The organism is Gymnodinialimonas sp. (genome assembly GCF_059726805.1).
Genome location: NZ_AP041059.1, coordinates 3,976,772 through 3,997,752 on the forward strand (window position 1 = coordinate 3,976,772; position 20,981 = coordinate 3,997,752).

Annotated in this window: 16 protein-coding genes; 8 read left to right on the top strand and 8 right to left on the bottom strand. The window is 60.6% G+C overall.

What is annotated here, in order from left to right; genetic code table 11:
• A complete protein-coding gene (locus AC6I9R_RS19405; RefSeq protein ID WP_461428492.1) occupies positions 1-3,276 on the top strand; it encodes a helicase-related protein in 3,276 nt (1,091 codons plus the stop codon).
• Position 3,277: 1 nt separating this feature from the next.
• Complete coding sequence (drmB, locus tag AC6I9R_RS19410) at positions 3,278-5,137, top strand: DrmB family protein (RefSeq protein ID WP_461428491.1); 1,860 nt, start codon at positions 3,278-3,280, stop codon at positions 5,135-5,137.
• A 545-nt stretch (positions 5,138-5,682) separates the two neighbouring features.
• On the opposite strand, the gene AC6I9R_RS19415 is transcribed toward drmB, so the two are convergent.
• The gene (locus tag AC6I9R_RS19415) at positions 5,683-7,944 is read right to left on the bottom strand and encodes an adenosylcobalamin-dependent ribonucleoside-diphosphate reductase (RefSeq protein WP_461428490.1); all 2,262 of its coding nucleotides are present in this window, start codon (positions 7,942-7,944) and stop codon (positions 5,683-5,685) included.
• Positions 7,945-8,070: 126 nt separating this feature from the next.
• Here AC6I9R_RS19415 and AC6I9R_RS19420 point away from each other — a divergent pair, with 126 nt between their 5' ends.
• Together AC6I9R_RS19420 and AC6I9R_RS19425 are read left to right on the top strand one after the other, a co-directional pair.
• The gene (locus tag AC6I9R_RS19420) at positions 8,071-8,763 is read left to right on the top strand and encodes a phytanoyl-CoA dioxygenase family protein (RefSeq protein WP_461428489.1); all 693 of its coding nucleotides are present in this window, start codon (positions 8,071-8,073) and stop codon (positions 8,761-8,763) included.
• 61 nt (positions 8,764-8,824) lie between these two features.
• On the top strand, positions 8,825-9,256 hold the full coding sequence (locus AC6I9R_RS19425; protein WP_461428488.1) for a DUF1489 family protein: 432 nt from the start codon (positions 8,825-8,827) through the stop codon (positions 9,254-9,256).
• 61 nt (positions 9,257-9,317) lie between these two features.
• Here AC6I9R_RS19425 and AC6I9R_RS19430 read toward each other — a convergent pair whose 3' ends face one another.
• The 4 genes from AC6I9R_RS19430 to hisS all read right to left on the bottom strand — a co-directional run bounded on the left by AC6I9R_RS19430 (position 9,318) and on the right by hisS (position 13,759).
• A complete protein-coding gene (locus tag AC6I9R_RS19430; protein WP_461428487.1) occupies positions 9,318-10,301 on the bottom strand; it encodes a porin in 984 nt (327 codons plus the stop codon).
• 190 nt (positions 10,302-10,491) lie between these two features.
• A complete protein-coding gene (gene hisG, locus AC6I9R_RS19435; RefSeq protein WP_461428486.1) occupies positions 10,492-11,190 on the bottom strand; it encodes an ATP phosphoribosyltransferase in 699 nt (232 codons plus the stop codon).
• Complete coding sequence (locus AC6I9R_RS19440; RefSeq protein WP_461428485.1) at positions 11,187-12,284, bottom strand: ATP phosphoribosyltransferase regulatory subunit; 1,098 nt, start codon at positions 12,282-12,284, stop codon at positions 11,187-11,189. Before AC6I9R_RS19440 ends, hisG begins: the two co-directional genes overlap by 4 nt.
• Positions 12,281-13,759: a histidine--tRNA ligase gene (gene hisS, locus AC6I9R_RS19445; protein WP_461428484.1), complete on the bottom strand. Its 1,479-nt coding sequence runs from the start codon at positions 13,757-13,759 to the stop codon at positions 12,281-12,283. Before hisS ends, AC6I9R_RS19440 begins: the two co-directional genes overlap by 4 nt.
• A gap of 69 nt (positions 13,760-13,828) precedes the next feature.
• On the opposite strand from hisS, the gene AC6I9R_RS19450 reads away from it, so the two are divergent.
• Positions 13,829-14,041 carry a SlyX family protein gene (locus AC6I9R_RS19450; RefSeq protein WP_461428483.1) on the top strand — a complete coding sequence of 71 codons (213 nt, stop codon included), beginning with the start codon at positions 13,829-13,831 and terminating at the stop codon, positions 14,039-14,041.
• Positions 14,042-14,103: 62 nt separating this feature from the next.
• Here AC6I9R_RS19450 and AC6I9R_RS19455 read toward each other — a convergent pair whose 3' ends face one another.
• Positions 14,104-15,327, bottom strand: coding sequence for an MFS transporter (locus AC6I9R_RS19455; protein ID WP_461428482.1), 1,224 nt, complete (start codon positions 15,325-15,327; stop codon positions 14,104-14,106).
• A gap of 149 nt (positions 15,328-15,476) precedes the next feature.
• Between AC6I9R_RS19455 and AC6I9R_RS19460 the strand changes: the two genes are divergently transcribed.
• Positions 15,477-15,905, top strand: a complete 429-nt coding sequence (locus AC6I9R_RS19460) for a hypothetical protein (RefSeq protein WP_461428481.1) — start codon at positions 15,477-15,479, stop codon at positions 15,903-15,905.
• A gap of 77 nt (positions 15,906-15,982) precedes the next feature.
• Here the strand turns inward: AC6I9R_RS19460 and AC6I9R_RS19465 are convergent, their stop codons facing one another.
• Positions 15,983-16,441, bottom strand: coding sequence for a GFA family protein (locus AC6I9R_RS19465; protein WP_461428480.1), 459 nt, complete (start codon positions 16,439-16,441; stop codon positions 15,983-15,985).
• Positions 16,442-16,519: 78 nt separating this feature from the next.
• Positions 16,520-20,056, bottom strand: a complete 3,537-nt coding sequence (dnaE, locus tag AC6I9R_RS19470; protein WP_461428479.1) for a DNA polymerase III subunit alpha — start codon at positions 20,054-20,056, stop codon at positions 16,520-16,522.
• A gap of 116 nt (positions 20,057-20,172) precedes the next feature.
• Here dnaE and AC6I9R_RS19475 point away from each other — a divergent pair, with 116 nt between their 5' ends.
• Positions 20,173-20,493 carry an ArsR/SmtB family transcription factor gene (locus AC6I9R_RS19475; protein WP_461428478.1) on the top strand — a complete coding sequence of 107 codons (321 nt, stop codon included), beginning with the start codon at positions 20,173-20,175 and terminating at the stop codon, positions 20,491-20,493.
• Positions 20,490-20,933 carry an SRPBCC family protein gene (locus AC6I9R_RS19480; RefSeq protein WP_461428477.1) on the top strand — a complete coding sequence of 148 codons (444 nt, stop codon included), beginning with the start codon at positions 20,490-20,492 and terminating at the stop codon, positions 20,931-20,933. Before AC6I9R_RS19475 ends, AC6I9R_RS19480 begins: the two co-directional genes overlap by 4 nt.
• The last annotated feature ends 48 nt before the right edge of the window (positions 20,934-20,981 follow it).

Here is a 20,981-nt window from a genome sequence, read left to right on the forward strand (position 1 = left end):
ATGAGCACCCTACCGAATGATTTCAGGGAAATGCGTGCAGCAATGGTTGAGGATTTGCAGACCAAGCTCTTTGGCCCGCTGGATCCTATGGATACCAGCTCAATCCGTCTTAATCCGTTGCAACTCTACGCGACAGGAGTCTTGTTTCCTCAACGTATCCTGATGGCCGAGGTGGAAGTTGCCGAAAGCGATGACACTGCTCCTCTTGTTGACGGGGACACATCAGATTCCGGCATATCAGCGGCAGGAAGCTCTGAAACAGATAGAACAGACCACTCATCAGATGCCACAGAACCCTTGAACCTCGCGAATGAGTTCAGCCCTGCTGCCATGGGCCTGACCTTTAGAGTTAAATCAGGAACCGAGTTAAACTGCAGGGTTTGCGCAGCTACCTATAGGTCAGAACCAGATCCTGACAGAGCAAACCGCCAGTGCTATATTAGAGAGCCAATCGACGAGTTAGTCACGATCCAAACAAACCAGTTTGGTGTGTTGGAGCCCGTCCGGGTGCCTACTTTGCGGGGAGATCTCTCGTTCGAGCTCATTATACGAGAGAACGACGGCAGTTCGATTGTATCGGCAATGTTGGTCAACAAAAGAACCAACAGTGAACGATCCGCAAGGTATGATGCCTGCTTCTTCCAGGTTGGTCTCGAAGTGAGTTCGGCAGATGGCGAAGCGGTATTTGAGCCGATAGATCGCCAGGATGGAGGGGTGCGCGAAGACGAATTGGATCAGCTCGAGCTACTTTATCGGCATCGCCGCGCTTTTGCATTGGGACACGGGGTAGCTGCGGACTGGAATCGGAATTCAGTTGCCTCGGAAGATGGGCGCTGCAATTTGGTACGTACGGCCGCACTACCTCAGTATGAAGTGCAACCGGTTGAACCGCGATCAAGACACTATCGAGACGGTTCTACCTTCAATCTTTCCATGGGGTTTCTTTACGCCGGCGACGAGTCTGCTGATCCAGAAGTAGCCATTTTGAAGGTTCTTTCGGGGCTTGTGGACGATTATGCCGCTTGGATTGATGACCTGACACACGAAGCCATTCCAAGTCATTTGCGCTCGGCGTCACAGAGCAACATATCGAAATGTGAAATTTGCCTTGGTCGAATGCGTGAGGGAATAGAAAAGCTGCGCACGGACAAAAATGCAGTGGTCGCATTCCGCTTGATGAACCGAGCCATGTTCACGCAGCAGCAGCGGTCCCGTCTCAAGCCCCGGAAACTTGGTGGAAAGGAGGTCAGTCAGGTTGACTCCGGTTTGGAGAATAAGTGGCGTGCATTCCAGCTTGGCTTCATCTTGATGAACCTGTCCTCAGCCACCAACCCTGATCACCGCGACCGGAAATTGGTCGAGCTGATTTGGTTTCCGACTGGCGGCGGCAAGACCGAGGCATATTTAGGTCTGGCTGCGTTCAGCATTCTAATGCGACGCCTAAGAAACGAAGGCGGTGGAACGGCTGTCTTGATGCGTTACACTCTTCGCCTTCTAACGCGTCAGCAATTTGATCGAGCTTCCGCTTTGATTTTCGCACTGGAGCAACTGCGGCGGGAAAGTGCGATGGGCATAGACTTGGGCGATGAACCAATCACCATCGGAATGTGGGTTGGGACGAGCTTGACGCCCAACCGCAGGAGTGATGCATGCGGGAAGCTAAGAAGCCTGAAAACCAAGCCCTATCAATCAAACCCGTTCCAAATACTACAATGTCCATGGTGTAGGACTGATCTCACGGAAAATAGCTTTCAAGGTTACCGGCAAGAGAACAATCACGATGGGGAAAAGACAGTTCGCTTTCACTGCCCCGAACCGGATTGTGAATTTCACTCCGAACACTTGCCCATTCTCGTAATCGACGACGACATTTACGATGCCCCGCCCACTCTGGTCATTGGCACTGTGGACAAGTTCGCGCAACTTGCTTGGGAGGATCGTACCCGCAACCTCTTTGGCGGTGATGATGGCGTCGCACCTTCACTCATCATCCAGGATGAGCTTCATCTCATTTCTGGGCCGCTTGGTACAATGGTGGGCCTATACGAGACTCTAATCGACAAGCTATGTTCCCGTGATGGCGTTCCTCCAAAAATTGTCGCGTCAACCGCTACGATTAGGCGAGCAGCGGACCAATGCAATGCACTCTATAATCGCGAAGCCTTCGAGTATCCCCCGCAGGGCAACCAAGCCAACGATAGTTACTTTGCGCAGCAAAATGACGATGCGCCAGGGCGTTTATACATTGGCTTTCTCGGCAGCGCTCTTTCCTCGCATCAAACAGCTTTGGTGCGTGTTACAGGGCCGCTATTGCAATTCCCCAACCGTTTTGATCCCAGCAACGAAAAGACAGCCGAACATCTCAATCCCTACGGAACCATGGTATGGTATTTTAATACGCTGCGCGAACTTGGCCATGCTGCAACCCTGTGTGCTGGCGACATTCCGGAATACCTAAAACAGCTATGTGGCCTTGAAAACATCCCTCCTGAGCATCGCCGAATGCTCGATGAACCCGCAGAACTGACCAGCCGCCGCAAAGCTGAGGAGATTCCGGAAATTCTTGACCAGCTGGCATTAGATTGGCGTCGAGGTCAAAGAAACCCTGCCCCGGTGGATATTCTACTCGCAACGAACATGATTGCGGTAGGCGTTGATATCGACCGGCTCGGTCTCATGCTTGTGAACGGCCAGCCAAAAGGAACGTCGGAGTACATCCAGGCCACCTCACGGGTTGGTCGCAAACATCCTGGCTTGGTCGTCGTCGCGTATACTCAGACAAAGAACCGAGATCGGTCACACTACGAGCGTTTCGTCGGGTACCACCAAAGCCTCTATCGCCATGTTGAGCCGACCAGTGTCACGCCTTTCTCACCGCAGGCTCGTAGCCGCGGGATGCGAGGTCTCTTGGTCGCTGTTGCGAGGCACTTGTGCGGTTTTGAAAGTCCAAAAGACATTCAAAACTCCACCAAGGCTTTGAAGCTGGACAACGAGCTTAATTGGATCCTTGACCGGATTGAAGACATCAACGGAGACGAGTGCGAGGATGCCAGGCATGAGCTGCAAGACTGGGTCCGAGATTGGCGGCAATATGCGCCACCTGCCTGGGGGAAAATGGCCGGAAATGTTGAAGAGGCATCCCTAATGTTGCCATTTGGCGCTCCGGCGGATGATCAACTGTTACAAGCCGCATGGCCGGTGATGACCTCAATGCGAAATGTGGACGGTAGCAGTTCGGCCAGCGTTCTTTCGATTTACCCGGAGCCGGATAGATAAAATGGCCAAGAATGAATTCAGAACGTCCCAAGGGATCGTCCCGTTTGGAGTCGGTGCAATCGTTGATTTTCTTGATGACACACTGATGATGGCGGGCCTTGATGCTTGGCCCGTCGCGCAACCCGGTGCTGCTCTCGACCTGGAAAGAGCGACGAAAGTGGTGGACAGTCGCTTGGCGCAACGGTTGAGCGCTGAAATGGGGCGCAAGATTTCTCACTTCCACACACCATCGCTTGCTCGCGAAACTAACGCTGGAGGCATGGCGCCGCAGGAAGACCGCGCACCGATGCCATTTGTTCGATTTCCGCGCTGGCACTATTGCCCCCGTTGCAGGCGTATGAAGGAGCTCGATTGGAATTCCCAATCAAAAGACGAAAACATGCGATGCAGAAACACGGAACGACTTGCAGGAGGACGGGGCAAGACCTGTGGGGAGTTGCACAAGAACGCACGCCCACGATTGATACCGGTCCGCTTCGTGGTCGCCTGCGAAAGTGGTCATGTTTTTGATTTTCCATGGGAACGATGGGTTCACCGGGGTCACAACTGTTCCGAAGGAGCAGCGGAGCTCTACTTCACATCCACAACCCAACCTGGCACCGCTGGTATCCGCATTGTCTGTCGGACTTGTGGGGAACGGAGGTCTATGGTTGGAGCCTTCAATCGCGTGGTATTGGCTGACACCATGAGCGAGGGCTGCCCGGGTGAGCGCCCATGGCTTGGTCCCGACAGCGCAGAGACCTGCCAGCATAGTGCAATGCAAACTATCCAACGCGGTGCCGCAAACGCGTATTTCGCCAAAGTGGCGAAATCAATCCTTATCCCTCCCCATTCTCAACGTGTGATGAAGGTGTTGTCTGAAAAGGGGGTATACAATATCCTCGAAGCGCTTCTACCGGATCCGCCACAACCAACCTTGGTGTACTTGGCCAAGGAGAACGGTATTGAGCCAGATGAACTCCTGAAAGGAGCGCTGGCGTTGAAGGACGGAGAATCGGGTACAAGTGTTGTAACGGAACGCGCCTTTCGCCGAGCCGAGTATGATGCATTTACTGGCCCAAGACCTTCGCCCAGGGATCGGGAAGATTTCGACCTTCGTCCGGTTCAGTTAGAGGATTATGGCACTTGGTTTGAAGATCATTTTGATGAGGTTGCTCTCGTAACCCGCCTCAGAGAAACACGAGTCTTGCAAGGGTTCACCCGATTGCTTCCGCCAGGCGCAAATGAGAATGACCTCGCTCCATTGTCCCTTGGAAGACCAGATTGGCTGCCAGGTGTTTCAGTTCGCGGAGAAGGCATTTTTCTACGGTTTCGGAAAAGCCGGCTTGAAGATTGGGCCGCGAGTGAAATAGTGCAGGAACGATTTGAACAGCTCCGCGTTGCCCATGGGGCGATTGAAGTAGGAATGGCGAGGGTTGATTTGGAAGGAGGTGTGACCAAGGTACTGCTGCATAGTTTTGCCCACCTCCTCATTAGGCAGCTTGCCTTCGACTCTGGTTACGACAGTTCCAGCATATGTGAACGAATCTATGCATCGGATGGGTCCGATGGCATGGCAGGGGTGCTGCTCTATACCGCAAGTGGAGACTCGGAAGGAACACTTGGGGGGCTTGTTCGACAAGGGCGTCCTGAGTACTTACCTTCAACGGTCTCTGCGGCATTGGAAAATGGACGGTATTGTTCATCCGACCCGCTATGTATGGAGAGTACTGGACAAGGGCTCAATTCACTGAATTTGGCGGCTTGCCATGCTTGCTCGCTGTTGCCTGAAACAAGCTGTGAAATGTCGAACATGTTGCTCGACCGCTCGCTTGTTATCGGTCATCCCGGCATTCCCAAATTGGCCTATTTCGAAAGGTAGGGTCAGTCTGAATCCAGGGGCATGTCGAAGATTCTCTGAAAACAATAGCCCCGGGCTTCTAAAGGTTGCGAGCAAAGTAAGTTACTGGGCCGGATGCAATTGTGCAGCTGGTTCATAGGGGCGCGGACGAGAAGCCGAAGCGTTCTAAGGCCAGATGCTGCACCTCAAGGATGAACTGGCTTTACTTAATCGCAAAGCTGACGCTGTACTCTCGGAAGATCGGTTCGCGTTGGCTTGTTGATACCTGCCATATGCTTGGTCTTCTCCTCTTTGATGAGATCCTCTTGTGATCAGATTGAGAAACCCCAATCGTCAAATAGGTGAGCAAGAAAAAATGCGCGGGTCTATCAGGTCGATATCAACATTTGCCAAACGCGCCATCGCCACGCGAGCGGCTTCGTCCTTCCGCAGTGCCTGTAGTGGGCACCGCTGATTGGAACTCCCATGCTTTGGACTTCGATGGCAAAACTATCGGGCCAAAATGGCAATCCCTGGGGTCAAAGTGGCAAGACTATGGGAGCGTCCACACGCCCTCAAGACGAACCTCAACCGCACTTGGAATATCCGCAGTTGGCGCAGGTCAGGCACCCCTCCATCATGCGCAAATCGTATTGCCCGCAGGAGGGGCACGCGGGCCCGGACTTGTGGCCCAGGTTGACGACATCGGCCTGGGGATCGGACTTCAAGCCGAGGCCCTCGCCTGCCAAAAAGCCGGTGGCGATCATGTGTTTCTCGATCACGCCACCGATGGCCGCCAGAATGGAGGGCACGTATTTGCCCTGCATCCAGGCCCCGCCGCGCGGATCAAAAACGGCCTTGAGTTCCTCCACCACGAAAGACACGTCCCCCCCACGCCGGAACACCGCCGAGATCATCCGCGTCAGCGCCACGGTCCAGGCGAAATGCTCCATGTTCTTGGAGTTGATGAAGACCTCAAACGGGCGGCGGTGGCCTTGCAGGACGATGTCGTTGATCGTAATGTAAAGCGCGTGCTCACTATCGGGCCATTTGACCTTGTAGGTATGGCCTTCCAGGTCGTTGGGGCGGTGCAGCGGCTCGGACATATAGACGACCTCACCGGAGGTGGCCTCTGCCGTAACAGGTTTATCCTCGGCCTCGGATACCGAAAGGACCGAGCCCGTCACATCATTGGGCCGATACGTCGTGCAGCCCTTGCAGCCCGTCGCGTAGGCCTCGGCGTAGACGTCCTTGAACGCCTCAAAACTGATGTCGGCGGGGACGTTGATAGTCTTGGAGATACTGCTGTCGATCCACGGCTGCGCGGCGGCCTGCATGCGGACGTGGTCGAGCGGGGCCAACGTCTGCGCGTTAACGAAGTATTCCGGCAGGGGCGTGTCGCCATGCAACTCTCGCCATTTGGCGACGGCGAAGTCGACGACTTCTTCCTCCGTGCGCGAGCCGTCGGTTTGAAGGACCTTGCGGGTGTAGGCGTTGGCGAAGATCGGCTCGATCCCAGACGAGACGTTCCCCGCGAAAAGTGAAATCGTTCCCGTGGGGGCGATGGAGGTCAGCAGCGCGTTGCGCAACCCGTGTTGGGCGATCAGCGCCTGGACGTCCGCGTCCAAGCGGCGGACCATTGGGGCCTTCGCGTACTCATCGGCGTCAAAAAGCGGGAAGGCGCCCTTCTCGGCGGCCAATTCAGCCGAGGCGCGGTAGGCGGCGTTGGCGATCAGCGCCATCCACTCCTCGGTCCGCTGCGCGGCCTCCTCGCTGCCGTACCGAAGCCCGCACATGGCCAGCGCATCGGCAAGGCCGGTGACACCAAGGCCGATACGACGCTTCGCTTTCGCCTCTTGCGCCTGGGCTTCCAGAGGGAAGCGGGAGGCATCGACGACGTTGTCCATCATGCGGATGGCTGTTGCGGTCAGATCAGCCAGACGTTCGGCATGCAGCGTGCCGCCATCGAAGGGGTTTTCCACCAGCTGCGCCAGGTTCACTGAGCCTAGCAGACAGGCGCCATAGGGCGGCAGGGGCTGCTCGCCGCAAGGGTTCGTGGCGGCGATGGTCTCGGCGTAGTTGAGGTTGTTCTCTGCATTAATTCGGTCGATGAAGATCACGCCCGGTTCGGCATAATCATAGGTCGCGCGCATGATCTTGTTCCACAGATCGCGGGCCTGCACGGTCCGGAAGACCTTGTCGCCGAAGACCAGCTCCCATGGGCCGTCGGCCTCGACCGCTGCCATGAACGGATCGGTCGCCAGCACGGACATGTTGAACATCCGCAGGCGGGCGGGGTCTTGTTTGGCGGCGATGAAATCCTCGACATCAGGGTGGTCGCAGCGCATCGTGGCCATCATCGCGCCGCGCCGCGAGCCAGCCGACATGATCGTGCGACACATGGCGTCCCAGACATCCATGAAGCTGAGCGGGCCAGAGGCATCCGCCGCCACGCCCTTCACATCCGCGCCCTTGGGGCGAATGGTCGAGAAGTCGTAACCGATGCCGCCCCCTTGCTGCATCGTCAGCGCGGCCTCCTTGAGCATGTCAAAGATGCCGCCCATGGAATCCGGCACCGTGCCCATGACAAAACAGTTGAACAACGTCACGCTGCGCGCCGTGCCAGCGCCCGCGACGATGCGGCCTGCGGGCAGGTATTTGAAATCCTCCAGCGCGGTGTAGAAGGTTTCTTCCCACTGCGCGGCGTCGTCTTCCACAGAGGCCAAGGCGCGGGCGATGCGACGCCAGGTATCCTCGACCGAGCCATCAATCGGCGTGCCGTCGGCCTGCTTCAGGCGGTACTTCATATCCCAGATTTGTTCGGCAATGGGGGCAGCAAATCGGGTCACAGGCACTAGTCCTTGGGTAGGGAATGTGGGGGTCTACAAGGGCTGCTATATGCCACAATTGTCGTTAATTAGCCAGCCGCCTGTCGCGAATCCTATCATCTTGGTCGGGCAAAGGGAGGATTTGCCATGAGTGTTCAAACCGATTTCCAACGTCGCGGCTATGCCGTGCTGCCAGATCCCATTGACGCCAGCGCGCTTGCTGCCTTGAGAGCGGCGGCGGACGCGCTGATCGCCGAACCCGCTGCAGCGGAGGGCGGAAACCATGACATCAACAAGGGCGCGGATCGGCAGTTCCTGCATAAACGCCACGAGGATTTCCCTCAGGTCGCGGGTTTCCTGTTCTCGGACATGATGCGCGACGTGACCTCCATCGCGCTGGAGGACCCGCATTTGTTTAACGAGCAATTCGTCGTGAAAGGCCCGCGCACAGGGGCCTCTTTCGCCTGGCACCAGGACGGCGCCTATGTGCCCTTTGCCCACAAACCCTACCTGTCGGTCTGGATTGCCCTGGATGATGCCACGCTGGAGAATGGTTCCTTGTCCTGTCTGCCGCGCGATCTGAAAACCCAAGGGCATATCGACCCACACCATTGGGACGATGTCGGCAAGGAAAAGGTCGGCTACGAGGGCCCTGATGAGGGCGAGGCCCTGCCCTGCCCCGCTGGCACGATTGTCATATTCTCCTCCCTGACCCTCCACCGCTCGGGCGCGAATACGACGGACACCGCGCGGCGTGCCTACCTGGCGCAATATTCGGACGGGCCGATCCTTGATCCATCCACAGGAAACCCGCGCAACTTCGCCAAACCACTGACCTGAAGACTTGCCCACGGACTGCGACGTGTTACCTTGCCCTCTACATCATCTTGGGGGATGAGCCGTGGCTGCTACTACACACATGCTAAAACTCTGCGTTGGGGCAACCTGTGTCGAGGATCTTCTGGACTGGCAGGCAAGCCCCCGCGCCAAAGGGGCCGACGGGCTGCCGCGCCACGTCACGCGGATGTGGCCCAAGCGCGCGGAAGAGGTGCTGAACGGCGGATCTTTGTATTGGGTGTTCAAGGGCGTGATCCTCGCGCGCCAACCGATTGTGCGGTTTGATCCCGTGGACCGGGGCGACGGCATCAACCGCTGCGGCATCGTGCTCGACCCCAACGTCACCCGCGTGGCCGCCACGCCCAAGCGGGCGTTTCAGGGATGGCGCTATCTGCAGCCGGGCGATGCGCCCCGGGATTTGCGCGCGGGCACCAAGCAGCAAGAGGCACTGCCGCCTCAATTGGAAAGCGCTTTGGCCGAGATTGGTGTGCTTTAAGCGCACGAGATAAGGCCGGACACCTTTCGATGCCCGGCCCAAGATTTCCTGCGTCACCCGCTTAGAACGAGTTGAACACCGCTGCCACCGCTGAGCGATACTCGCCCCGCGCCACGCGCGTGTTGGAGTTCAGCGCAGAACCCGAGCCGTTACCGATCGGGATCGTCAGGCCCAAAGCGAACCGGTCGATGGTAGGATCAGTCGTCAGACCCAGCACCGACAGATCCAGGTTGGTGCGCGAGTACTCGGCGCTCACATACATCGGGATCGACGCCGCATTGGTCAGGTCATAGGACGCGCCAAGCGTCAGGCCCGTGGCGGTGATGTCATCGGGCGCCCCGATCGCGCTCAGGTCGATGATCGTCTGGCCGACAGAGCCATAGACCGCCAACTCGGGCGTGACGTCATATTCCGCACCGACAGAGAAGGCCGTGAAGTGCAGCTCGGTGCCGCCGGCATCAAGCGTCGTGCGCATAACGCTGCCGAAGATGTCCAACTCAGGCATCGCCTGATAGGAGGCCGAGATGCCGTAGTCCGTGACGTCCACGTCGCCCAATCCGCCCAGAAGCGCGTTTTCGGTGAAATCGGACATGCCGTAGAAGACCTCCACATGGCCCTGGCCGAAATCATAGCCACCGAAGATCCCGTATTGCGAGGTATCCAGGCCAATCGTCACCGGGCCGACAAGGGCCACGTCCAGGTCACCCATGCGGTAGTAGGCACCGACATAGGCCCCGCTGCTGAAGCGGTAGACAGGCTCGACCGACAGGCTGAGAAGGTCGATGTTGACCTCATTGGGCAAGCCATTCACGTCCAAGTTGCTGGACCCGAAGCTGAAGCCAAGGCCGACGCTGAATTCATCGCTGAACCCAAGGTCGCCGTCGAAGTCGAGCGAGCCGCCGTTCAGCGTGATATCGGTGCCAAGATCGTTGATGGTGTTGAAACTGTACCCGAGGGTCACGGCGCCGTCGAAGGTAATGCCCTGAGCAAGGGAAACGGAAGGGAGTGCTGCCAGCACCCCCACTAATATGGCAGGTCTGATCATTTTGCGTGTCCTTTGACCCCAAAACGGGTCTGATGATAAAAAGTAATTGCGGGAGGCAGCTCCCGTTTAAGGTGTGTGCCGTTAACATAACTTAACGAATGGTTAACCCTCAACTGCGGGATTCCAGACCGGCGCTATCGGTCGATTTTTAGGAGGCCGTCGCATTGCGGCCACGTCGGCAGAACTTGGCCTACGCCGCGCCGTGAGCCTCCAGGCGCGCCGTGATGGCGGCAAAACCCGCCCGTTCTGCGTCGCCCCAGGGCGCGATCCGCGACCGGAACAGCGTCGCCTCAGACCGGTGGATCAGCCCGTCGCGCAGAATTGCCAAGTGATTGGCGCGCAAGGTTTCTCCGGTCGACGTGATGTCGGCAATCGCCTCGGCCGTGCCATGTGCGACGGTGCCTTCGGTTGCCCCCTGGCTGTCCACAAGCCGGTAGTCAGCCACACCCTTTTCGCGCAGGAAATCGCGCACAAGGCGGTGGTACTTCGTGGCGATCCGCAACCGATGGCCGTGGGTTGCGCGGAAATCCGCTGATACCGCGTCCAGATCGTCCAGACTGGTGACATCGACCCACCAGGCCGGGACCGCGATGATCAGATCGGCATGACCGAATCCCATCTCGGCAACGACGTCGACGGCTTGATCCCAGGCCGGGATCCGCTCTTGCACCAGGTCACTGCCTGTCACGCCCAGATGGATGCGCCCTGCGGCCAGCTCCCTTGGGATTTCGCCTGCCGCCAGAAGGCGCAGGGCGACGGGGAGATCTGCGATCTCGGCCCCATAATCCCGATCCGAGCCAGTCCGGCGCATCTCGATGCCCCGGTCGGCGAACCACTGAAACGTTTTTTCCATCAACCGGCCTTTGGACGGCACCCCAAGCGTGATCATGCGGCGGCCTCCCTTTCAGCAAGGACTAGTTCCGGCCGGATAACGCCGCCCACGGCGGGGATCTCGCGCCCGCCGCCCAACACGCGGGTCAGCGCGTCGTAGCGCCCGCCCGTGGCAAGCGGCGGCTGGCCCGGCGTCGCCGACAGGATGCCGAAGACGAAGCCGTCGTAATATTCCATCTGGGTGCGCCCGTAGGACGCCTCGAACGGCAGGGTCTCCACGGCGATGCCCGCCTCAGACAGCGCCTCGACCCGGGCGGCGAAACGGTCGACCGCGCCCTGCATGCCCGGCAAGTCCACGGCATAATTCGAGAGCACGGCGCTGGCGTCCGCGAGGGGTGCCTTCAACGACAACAGCTCGGTCAAGACCTCGGCCTCTGCGCTGTCGATAGGCGGCGCATCGGCGTCCGCTTCCAGGCGCTTAAGGCGGGCGGTCATCTCATCGGTGGTGCGCAGGCCGATGGGCGGACCTGCCTGGGCGATCATCGCCGCAAGGCCCGTGTCGCGGGCCGCGTTAAGGTAGGCGTCGCGGCCATGGGGCGCGGGCGCGGCGCCGGTGTAGCGGTCCAGCAACGCCCGGAAACGGCGCGGGCGCCAGACATGGCGGCGCAGCGCCGCCTTGCGCGCGTCGGTTGTTGTCAGCGCTTCAATCGCGGCCAGAAGCACGCCGATGTCGCCTGTGACGGCGCGCGTCGGGATATTGGCAAGCGCCTTGGAGAACAGCGTGAAAACCTCCGCATCGGCCTGCAACGGAGCCGCACGGTCGAAGACCTCGTAGCCCACCTGCAGATATTCCGACGGCAGGCCCGCCCCGGCGCTTTGCATCCGGAAGACTTCGCCCAGATAAGTGTAGCGCGCGGGCTCCGCGCCGCCCTGCATGTGCATTTCCACGACGGGCACCGTGAAGTCGGGGCGCAACATCATCTCGCCGCGGTCCGGGTCGTGGGTGGTGAAGGCGCGCGCGCGGATATCCTCGCCGTACAAGTCCAGCAGCGTGTCGGCGCTGACCAACATCGGCGCATCCACCGGAACGGCGTCGCTGAAGGTGGCCTGAAGCGCCTCTGCCTCGGCCCGTATGGCGGCTTTGGAGGTCACTGGTGGCGGGCGATGATGGCTTGGACTTGGGCGACCAGATCATCCGTGGCGACCTCGGTCTGGGCGGGTTGGGATTTCCATTCTTCCAGCGTCGCGTCCTGCGCCAGCTTCGCGCCAAGGATCAGGTCCTTCAGCTGCACCACGCCGCGCTCGGCCTCATCCGAGCCCTGAATGATAGCCACCGGGCTGCGGCGCTTGTCGGCGTATTTCAACTGGTTACCGAAGTTCTTCGGATTGCCGAGGTAGACCTCGGCCCGGATGCCCGCTTGGCGCAGGGTCGAGGCCATGGCCTGATACTCCGCCATCCGGTCGCGATCCATGACCGTCACGATCACCGGGCCCGCGTCTTCGCCCTTGAGTTTTCCGGTGGCATGAAGCGCCGCCGACAAGCGGTCGACGCCAATGGAGACGCCCGTCGCGGGCACCTCCTGGCCGGTGAAGCGCTTGACCAGATCGTCATAACGCCCGCCGCCTGCGACGGAGCCGAACTGGACCGTCTGGCCCTTTTCGTTCTGGACGTCGAAGGTGAGTTCGGCCTCGTAGACCGGGCCGGTGTAGTAGCCGAGACCACGGACCACAGAAGGGTCGATGACGATACGGTCGGGGCCGTAGCCTTGGGCGGCCAGCAGGTCGGCGATCTGTTCGAGTTCGGCGACGCCGTGGGTGCCAATATCTGATCCCACAGTCAAAGCCTGAAGGTTGCCAATCGTCGTTGCGTTATCCCCAGCGGTTGCTTGCACGAATGCGATGATCTTATCCGCATCCGCCGCACTTATCCCCGCGCCCTTGGTGAAATCCCCGCTTTCATCCTTGCGGCCTTCGCCGAGCAGGTCGCGCACGCCCTGCTCTCCTAGTCGGTCAATCTTATCAATCGCACGCAAGACGATCCCGCGCTCGGCTTCCTTGTCGTCGCCCGCCAGCCCCGCGACCTCCATGACGCCGTTCAAAACCTTGCGGTTGTTCACGCGCACCATGTAGTTGCCGCGCTCGATGCCCACGGCCTCCAGACAATCGGCCAGCATCGCGCAGATTTCGGCATCGGCCGCCACGCTTCCCGCCCCCACGGTATCCGCGTCGCACTGATAAAACTGCCGGAACCGCCCCGGCCCCGGCTTCTCGTTCCGCCAGACCGGCCCCATGGTGTAGCGCCGGTAGGGCGCGGGCAGATCGTTGCGGTACTGCGCCGCGACGCGGGCCAAGGGCGCGGTCATGTCGTAGCGCAGCGCCAGCCACTTGTCGTCTTCCTCAAACGCGAAGACGCCCTCGTTCGGGCGGTCCACATCGGGCAGGAACTTGCCCAACGCCTCCACCGTCTCAACGGCGCTCGTCTCCAGCGGATCGAAACCGTAGCGGTGGTAGACCTCGGCGATTTTGGCGAGCATCGCCTGCCGCTCCACGACCTCGGCACCGAAATAGTCACGGAAGCCCTTGGGCGTCTCGGCCTTGGGACGGGGCTGTTTTTTCTGCTTGGCCATGGGCTGGAATGCCTTCAAATCGCGTCGCGCACCGTCTAACGGGTGGGACCAGCCGGGGCAAGGAGGCCAATGGAGATGTCAAAGACCCTAGAGATGGAAGAGCAACTGGCGCATTTGGCCAAGGCGGTGGAAGAGATGTCCGACGTGGTCGCCCGCCAGGATGTCGAGATCGCGCTTCTGACCCGCCGGGTGGAGATGCTGATGTCGCGCGAGGCTGAGCGGGAAGTGGACGGCAACCCCGGCTCGATCCCCTTGGCGGATCAGAAGCCGCCCCATTGGTGATCGTCCTTCGCGGCGACGCGCCCAGAGCCTTCGAAGGCTCTGGCGAAACTCTTTGAAGAGTTTCAGGCCGCGCTGGGGCGGGCCTCGGTGCGGGGACGGGACCGTAGCAGGATGTAGATCATCAGCCCCACATTCACGGCGTTAAACGCGATGCCGTTCAGGAATGCCCATTGGTACGACCCTGTCAGGTCGTAAATGACGCCCGACAGCCAGCCCCCCAAAGCCATCCCGACAATCGTCGACATGATCACGAAGCCCACCCGCGCACCGGCTTCGCGGGCGGGAAGATACTCGCGCACGATCACCGCATAGGACGGCACGATCCCGCCCTGGCTGAGGCCGAAGACCATCGACACCAGGTAAAGCGAGGTCAGCCCCGAGGCGGGCAGGTACAAGAGCAGGGCCAGCATCTGCAGGGTTGACCCAATCAACAGCGTCGCCACGCCCCCCAGTTTGTCCGCCATCACGCCCGACACCAGCCGGGATGCGACACCGAACAACAGCATCAGCGACAGCATCTCGGCGCCCACGGCGGGCCCGTAGCCGAGGTCCACGCAATAGGCGACGATGTGGACCTGGGGCATCGACATGGCCACGCAACACCCGATCCCGGCGACGGCCAACAGCGCGGTCAGCGCCCTCGGGCTCAGCCCCGTGGTCCGCGCGCGGGCCTGGGCGGCGGCTTCCGAGGTCGCCATCGCGCTTTCGGGGATGCGGCGGCGCAACAGCCAGCATGACGGCAGCATCACCATCACGCAGCTGATCGCGAGGATCACATAGCTCGCGCGCCATCCGTCTGTTGCCAGCGTGCCGGCCAGAAGCATCGGCCAGAGCGCGCCCGACAGGTAGTTTCCCGACGCCGCAATCGCGACCGCCAGGCCGCGCCGTTTCAAAAACCATTGCGAGACGTCGGCGATCAATGGGCCGAAACTGGCCGCTGATCCGAAGCCGATGAAGAACTGCGCCAGGGTCAGAAGCGCAATCGAGGGCGCCGCGAAGGCCGCCCCATAGCCCGCCCCCATCAGCACCGCAGAGGCGGCCAGCGACCACGCGAGGCCGTAGCGGTCCACCGCGCGTCCGATCAGGAAATTTCCGAGCGCAAAGCCCATCATCGTCGCCGCATAGGGCAGCGACGCCCCCGCCCGGCTGACGCCGAATTCCGCCTGCACATCGGGCAGGATCAGGATGATCGCCCACATCCCCGCGTTGCCGATCAGTGACACCAAGAGCGCCAGAGACAGACGCCCCCAGGACGCGCGGGTGTCGAGGATGCTCGAAGCGGTCATTGCGGGACCCTAGAACGCGCGCCCCGGCTGGGGAACTGCAATTCGTGCCGCCCCCCAAAGCGCAAGGTGTTTGCGCGAAATCCCGGCCACAGGCCAGCCGTCGAAAATGGTGAATTGACATGGGCCGGACGCCGCGCTCAAAAAGCGCTATGGATACCAAACGCATTACCCCCGCCCTCGCCCTTCCCTTGGCCCTTTTCCTCGCGGCCCCCGCGATGGCCGAGCCCGACTGTTCCGGTGGGGGCTACGCAGCCGACGCGCTGGTCGTGCCGATGCCGGAAATCGGCGAGATCGAGGTTTCGACCCAATACGCCTGGGACGGCGGCGGCCGCTTGGTGGAGGTCTGCAACCTGCTGACCGAGGGCGGCGATTTCTTCGCCACTTGGTCGCTGTTCTCGGGTGAGATCGACGCCGTCTACCCCGGCATCTGCGTGTCGCTGACCAGCACCCAGGGCGTCGAGTGGTTCTCTTGCGCCACCGCCGACGTCGTTGCCGCCGCCTTCGCCGCCGCGCCTCAGACGGAAGCGGGCATCATCCGGTTCGAGGATTGGCTGCCGCAGGCGCCTACGCTGCAATAAGCTCATTCACAAATGAATGGGTCTTCGGTGGCAACGCCGAGGCCCTAGTCATTCGTGTTGCGTGTTAACCCGCCGGTTCACGCGCCCTTGGTGGGCGCGGTGAACCGGTCAATCAGGTCATCGAAGCTTTCGGGCTCCTGCGCGTAACACATTGTCGGGTCCAAAAGGCTAAGCACCCAAGGCTGCGCACTTCGTGTCCAGATATGCGCGACGGGGCGAAAGCCGTTGATGTCGTCCAATGTCCCCCCCTTCATGCTGAGCATGTCGGGCTCGTCTATCGCGACATTGTAGATCCGGGACCCGCAGGTCGCACAAAAGGCGCAGGTCTTGGGCGAACCGCTGCTGCCTCGTGTGACAAAGACGGCCAATTCTCCGGCCGTAACCGTAAACCGGTCGGCGGGAAACCAAACCGACATGCCGAACGCGCTGCTGGATTGCTTCTGGCAATCCAGGCAATGGCAGCAATAGGCGACGACGGGGTCCGCGTCGATTGCGTAGGTGAGTTGGCCACATTGGCAGCCACCGGTGTACGGCATCGATTCAACCTCCGGTTGGAAAGCACAAATATCTTCGGCAGATTTCGCCGCCCGGTCTTTCAATGGTAGGTCGCACCCTCAAACCTCTTCCACCATCACCACGCCCTCAAGGCTGCGCAATGCGCCTTTGATTTGCGGCGATACCGGGAAGCCGTCGCCCAGGATCACTTCGACCTCGCCGGGCAAATCCGGCGCCATCAAGCACAGGTGGATCGGCCCCTTCGCGGCCTTTGCCTCTTCTTCCGCGGTACGTTGCAACAGCGATTCCACCGAGACGATCCCGGCCTCGTCCTCGATGAAGACCCGCAAGCCGTTGGCCTCCCCCGCAATTGCACCATCCACCGGTTGGATGTTGCGCCCGAGCAGTTTCAGCTGATCCGCCTCCAGCGTCGCCTCGGCCTGGATGATCACGTTGTTGCCCGTCTCCAGGAACGCGCGGGATGCCTCCAGCGTGTCCGAAAAGATGGTAATCTCGTAGAGCCCCGTCGGGTCGGAGAGGGAGACGAAGGCGAAGCGGTTGCCCTTCTGGCTCTTGCGCTCTTGCTTGACGCTGACCGCGCCCGCCATCTTGGCGACGAACGGGCCTTGCTGAACCCGGGCCTCTACTTCGGCCAGGGTCATCACCTTTCGGCGCTTCAGGGCGGGCATGTAATCATCCAGCGGGTGGCCGGAGAAATAGAAGCCCACCGCCTGATGCTCTGCCGCCAACCGCTCGTTCGGCAGCCAATCGGGGGCGGACGACAGGCGCGGTTCGGGCAGGTCATCGCCCGCGTCGCCAAAGAGTGACACCTGGTTCGAGTTCGCCTGATCGTGGATCGCGGCAGAGTACGCCGTCAGCCCGTCCAGACTGTCGAGGATCCGGCGGCGGTTGCGGTCCAGCGCGTCGAACGCGCCCGCCCGGCACAGCATCTCCAACGACCGCTTGCCGACGCGTTTCAGATCCACCCTGCGGGCGAGATCAAAGAGCGTGGCGTAGGGTTTCACGCCCTGATCGGTTTTGCGCCCTTCAACGATCATCTTCATCGCCTCAACGCCCACGTTCTTCAACGCGCCGAGGGCATAGAGGATCTTGCCATCTTCCACCGTGAACGTAGCGCTCGACCGGTTCACGCAAGGCGCGACCGTCTCAATCTGCATCCGGTCAACCTCTTGTTTGTAAACGGCAAGCTTGTCGGTGAGGTGGATATCGCAGTTCATCACGGCCGCCATGAACTCGACCGGGTGGTTGGCTTTCAGCCAGGCTGTTTGGTAGGACACGACAGCATAGGCGGCGGCGTGGGACTTGTTGAAACCGTAGTTGGCGAACTTGTCCAGAAGGTTCCAAACCTCGATGGCCGTCGCCTCATCCACATCGTTCTCAGCCGCCCCGGCCAAGAATTTCGGGCGCTCCGCATCCATCGCTTCCTGGATCTTCTTGCCCATGGCACGACGCAAAACGTCGGCGCCGCCAAGGGAATAGCCCGCCATCTCCCGCGCGATCTCCATCACCTGTTCCTGGTAAACGATGATGCCCTGGGTCTCGTCGAGGATATGGTCGATGGTCGGGTGCAGCAATTCCCGCTCGCTCAGCCCGTTCTTCACCTCGCAGAACTTCGGAATGTTTTCCATTGGACCGGGCCGGTAAAGCGCCACCAGCGCGATGATATCCTCGATGCAGTCGGGCTTCATGCGTCTCAGCGCATCCATCATGCCCGAACTTTCCACCTGGAACACCGCGACCGTCTTGGCCGAGGCGTAGAGATCATAAGAGGCCTTGTCGTCCAATGGGATCAGGTTGATCTGGTTCTCTGTCCCCTCCGCGGGCTCATAAAGCCGCGTCCCATCGGCGCCCTCATGCAATTGCCGTCCCGAGGCATGGATCAACTCGATCGCGTTCTGGATCACGGTCAGGGTTTTCAATCCGAGGAAGTCGAACTTCACCAGCCCCGCAGGCTCTACCCACTTCATGTTGAACTGGGTGGCGGGCATGTCCGAGCGGGGGTCGCGGTAAAGCGGCACCAGCTCATCCAACGGACGGTCGCCAATCACCACGCCCGCGGCGTGGGTGGAGGCATTCCGCAACAGCCCCTCGATCTTCTCCGCATAATCCATCAGGCGACGGGTCGGATTCACGCGCCCATCGCGCTTGTCCTGTTCGCTCTCGCGCATTTCTTCCAGGAACCGCGGCTCATCCTTGATCGCCTGGGCAATGCCCACGGGCTTCACGCCCTCCACCGGGATCATCTTGCTTAGGCGGTCCACCTGCCCGAACGGCATCTGCAACACGCGACCCACGTCGCGCACGGCGGCCTTACTCAGCAACGCACCGAAGGTGATGATCTGCCCCACCCGGTCGCGGCCGTATTTCTCCTGCACATAGCGGATCACCTCTTCCCGGCGGTCCATGCAGAAGTCGATGTCGAAGTCCGGCATCGAGATCCGCTCGGGGTTCAGGAACCGTTCAAACAGAAGGCTGTAGCGCAGAGGGTCAAGGTCCGTGATCGTCAGCGCATAGGCCACGAGCGAGCCCGCGCCCGACCCGCGCCCCGGACCCACGGGAATGTCCTGATCCTTCGACCATTGGATAAAGTCGGCCACGATCAGGAAATAGCCGGGAAAACCCATGCCTTCGATGATCTCCAGCTCGAAATCGAGCCGTGCCTGGTATTCTTCAACGCTGGCAGCATGGGGGATCACCGCCAAACGCTCTTGCAGACCCATGTTGGCCATGCGCCGTAATTCAGCGACCTCATCGTCGGCGAATTTCGGCAGGATCGGATCGTGCATCTCGGCCCGGAAGGCACAGCGCTGCGCGATTTCAACGGTGTTCTCCAATGCCTCGGGCAGGTCCGCGAACAGCGCCGCCATTTCTTCCGGCGATTTGAAATAGTGTTGCGGCGTCAGGCGGCGGCGCGGCTCGGACTGGTCGACATAGGCGCCCTGGGCCACGCAAAGCATCGCATCATGCGCCTCGAACAGATCGGGCTTGGGGAAGTAGACATCGTTGGTGGCAACCAGCGGGATATCCTGCGCGTAGGCCGTCTCGACAAACCAACGCTCCGTCAGGCGGCTAGCTTCGCTGGCCGTCGCGTCGTCGCGCGGGTGGCGCTGTAATTCCATGTAGAGCCTGTCGCCAAATGCCGCTTGCATCCGGTTGAGCAACGCCATCGCCTTGGGCGCCTGGGTCGAATGCAGCAGACACCCCAGCGGACCAAGCGGGCCGCCTGTCAGGCAAATCAGACCGTCGGCATGGGCCTCCAACTCGGGCAGGGTCACATGGGGCAGCGTGCCGTCCCCCCGCAGGTATAGCGCGGAGTTCAACTTCATCAGGTTCTCGTACCCGGCCCGGTTCTGCGCCAGCAACACCAGCGGCGCGGGCGCGCGCGGCTTCTCACCGGGCGCCGCGACCTCATATTCGACGTCGACCTGGCAGCCCACGATGGGCTGCACCCCCGCCTTTTTAGCCATCTCCGAGAATTCGAGCGCGCAGAACATGTTGTTCGTATCGGTCACGGCGACGGCTGGCATGCCCGCTTCGGCCACCATGGCGGGCATCTTCTTCACCTTCATCGCCCCTTCCAGCAACGAATATTCGGTGTGAAGGCGCAGATGGACGAACTTGGGTGCTTTGGTCATGGCGCGACGCTACCCCACCCCCTTGCGGCATTCCAGCGCCCAGACACCAGATCCTGTGGATAAAAAAACTTAGCCCCAAGGCTATCTTTTCCCGATTGCCTATGTTACTTACCCATATGGCTAACAATCTTGACCACCTCTTCACCGCTCTCGCCGATCCCACCCGCCGCGCCGTCATTGCGCAATTGGCGGACGGCGAAGCACCGGTCAAAACCCTCGCCCACCCCCACGCCATGGCCTTGCCGAGTTTCCTCAAACATCTCGCGCAACTGGAGCGTGCGGGGCTGGTGAGCTCTCGCAAAGTGGGCCGCACCCGGATCTGCACGCTGCACCCCGAAGCGCTCGACACCGTGGATACATGGCTGGCAGGTCAACGGGCGCTCTGGTCCGGCAAGCTGGACCGGCTTGAAGCATTTCTAAAGAAAGACTCGCAATGACTGACACGAAAACCCTCACCTTCACCCGGACCCTGCCCGCAGACGCGGCCCGCGTCGCCCGTGCGCTCACCAGCGCCCAGGCGCGCATGGAATGGGGCCCGCCCGATGCTGACATGGTCGTGCTGATCGAAGACCAACCCGATCCCGCCCCGGGAGTGCGTGAGATCTCAACCTGCGGACCAAAGGAAAACCCCTACGTCACCGTGCGCACCGATTGGATCCAGATCACGCCCGCGCGCATCAGCTATGCCGAAACACTGGAAGCCGAGGGGGAGCCCTTCGCCACCTCGCTCGGCATCTTCGATCTGACCGAGGCCGAGGGGTCCACGGACCTGAAAGTTACCATCTTCGTGGCCAGCTTCGCAGGCGAAGAGGTTTTACCCGAGGTCGAAGGCGGCTGGACCCACGCGTTGGAAAACCTCACCCGCCACCTGTCCTAGCCCTACGCGCCCACGCAAGAACACCGCTTGATTATTGCCCGGAAATGG

What these genes read in the sequence shown, in the direction of transcription:
- AC6I9R_RS19405 (WP_461428492.1), top strand. Translation starts at nt 1, where the DNA reads ATGAGCACCCTACCGAATGATTTCAGGGAAATGCGTGCAGCAATGGTT.
- drmB (WP_461428491.1), top strand. Translation starts at nt 3,278, where the DNA reads ATGGCCAAGAATGAATTCAGAACGTCCCAAGGGATCGTCCCGTTTGGA.
- AC6I9R_RS19420 (WP_461428489.1), top strand. Translation starts at nt 8,071, where the DNA reads ATGAGTGTTCAAACCGATTTCCAACGTCGCGGCTATGCCGTGCTGCCA.
- AC6I9R_RS19430 (WP_461428487.1), bottom strand. Translation starts at nt 10,301, where the DNA reads ATGATCAGACCTGCCATATTAGTGGGGGTGCTGGCAGCACTCCCTTCC.
- hisG (WP_461428486.1), bottom strand. Translation starts at nt 11,190, where the DNA reads ATGATCACGCTTGGGGTGCCGTCCAAAGGCCGGTTGATGGAAAAAACG.
- hisS (WP_461428484.1), bottom strand. Translation starts at nt 13,759, where the DNA reads ATGGCCAAGCAGAAAAAACAGCCCCGTCCCAAGGCCGAGACGCCCAAG.
- AC6I9R_RS19450 (WP_461428483.1), top strand. Translation starts at nt 13,829, where the DNA reads ATGGAGATGTCAAAGACCCTAGAGATGGAAGAGCAACTGGCGCATTTG.
- AC6I9R_RS19455 (WP_461428482.1), bottom strand. Translation starts at nt 15,327, where the DNA reads ATGACCGCTTCGAGCATCCTCGACACCCGCGCGTCCTGGGGGCGTCTG.
- AC6I9R_RS19460 (WP_461428481.1), top strand. Translation starts at nt 15,477, where the DNA reads ATGGATACCAAACGCATTACCCCCGCCCTCGCCCTTCCCTTGGCCCTT.
- AC6I9R_RS19465 (WP_461428480.1), bottom strand. Translation starts at nt 16,441, where the DNA reads ATGCCGTACACCGGTGGCTGCCAATGTGGCCAACTCACCTACGCAATC.
- dnaE (WP_461428479.1), bottom strand. Translation starts at nt 20,056, where the DNA reads ATGACCAAAGCACCCAAGTTCGTCCATCTGCGCCTTCACACCGAATAT.
- AC6I9R_RS19475 (WP_461428478.1), top strand. Translation starts at nt 20,173, where the DNA reads ATGGCTAACAATCTTGACCACCTCTTCACCGCTCTCGCCGATCCCACC.
- AC6I9R_RS19480 (WP_461428477.1), top strand. Translation starts at nt 20,490, where the DNA reads ATGACTGACACGAAAACCCTCACCTTCACCCGGACCCTGCCCGCAGAC.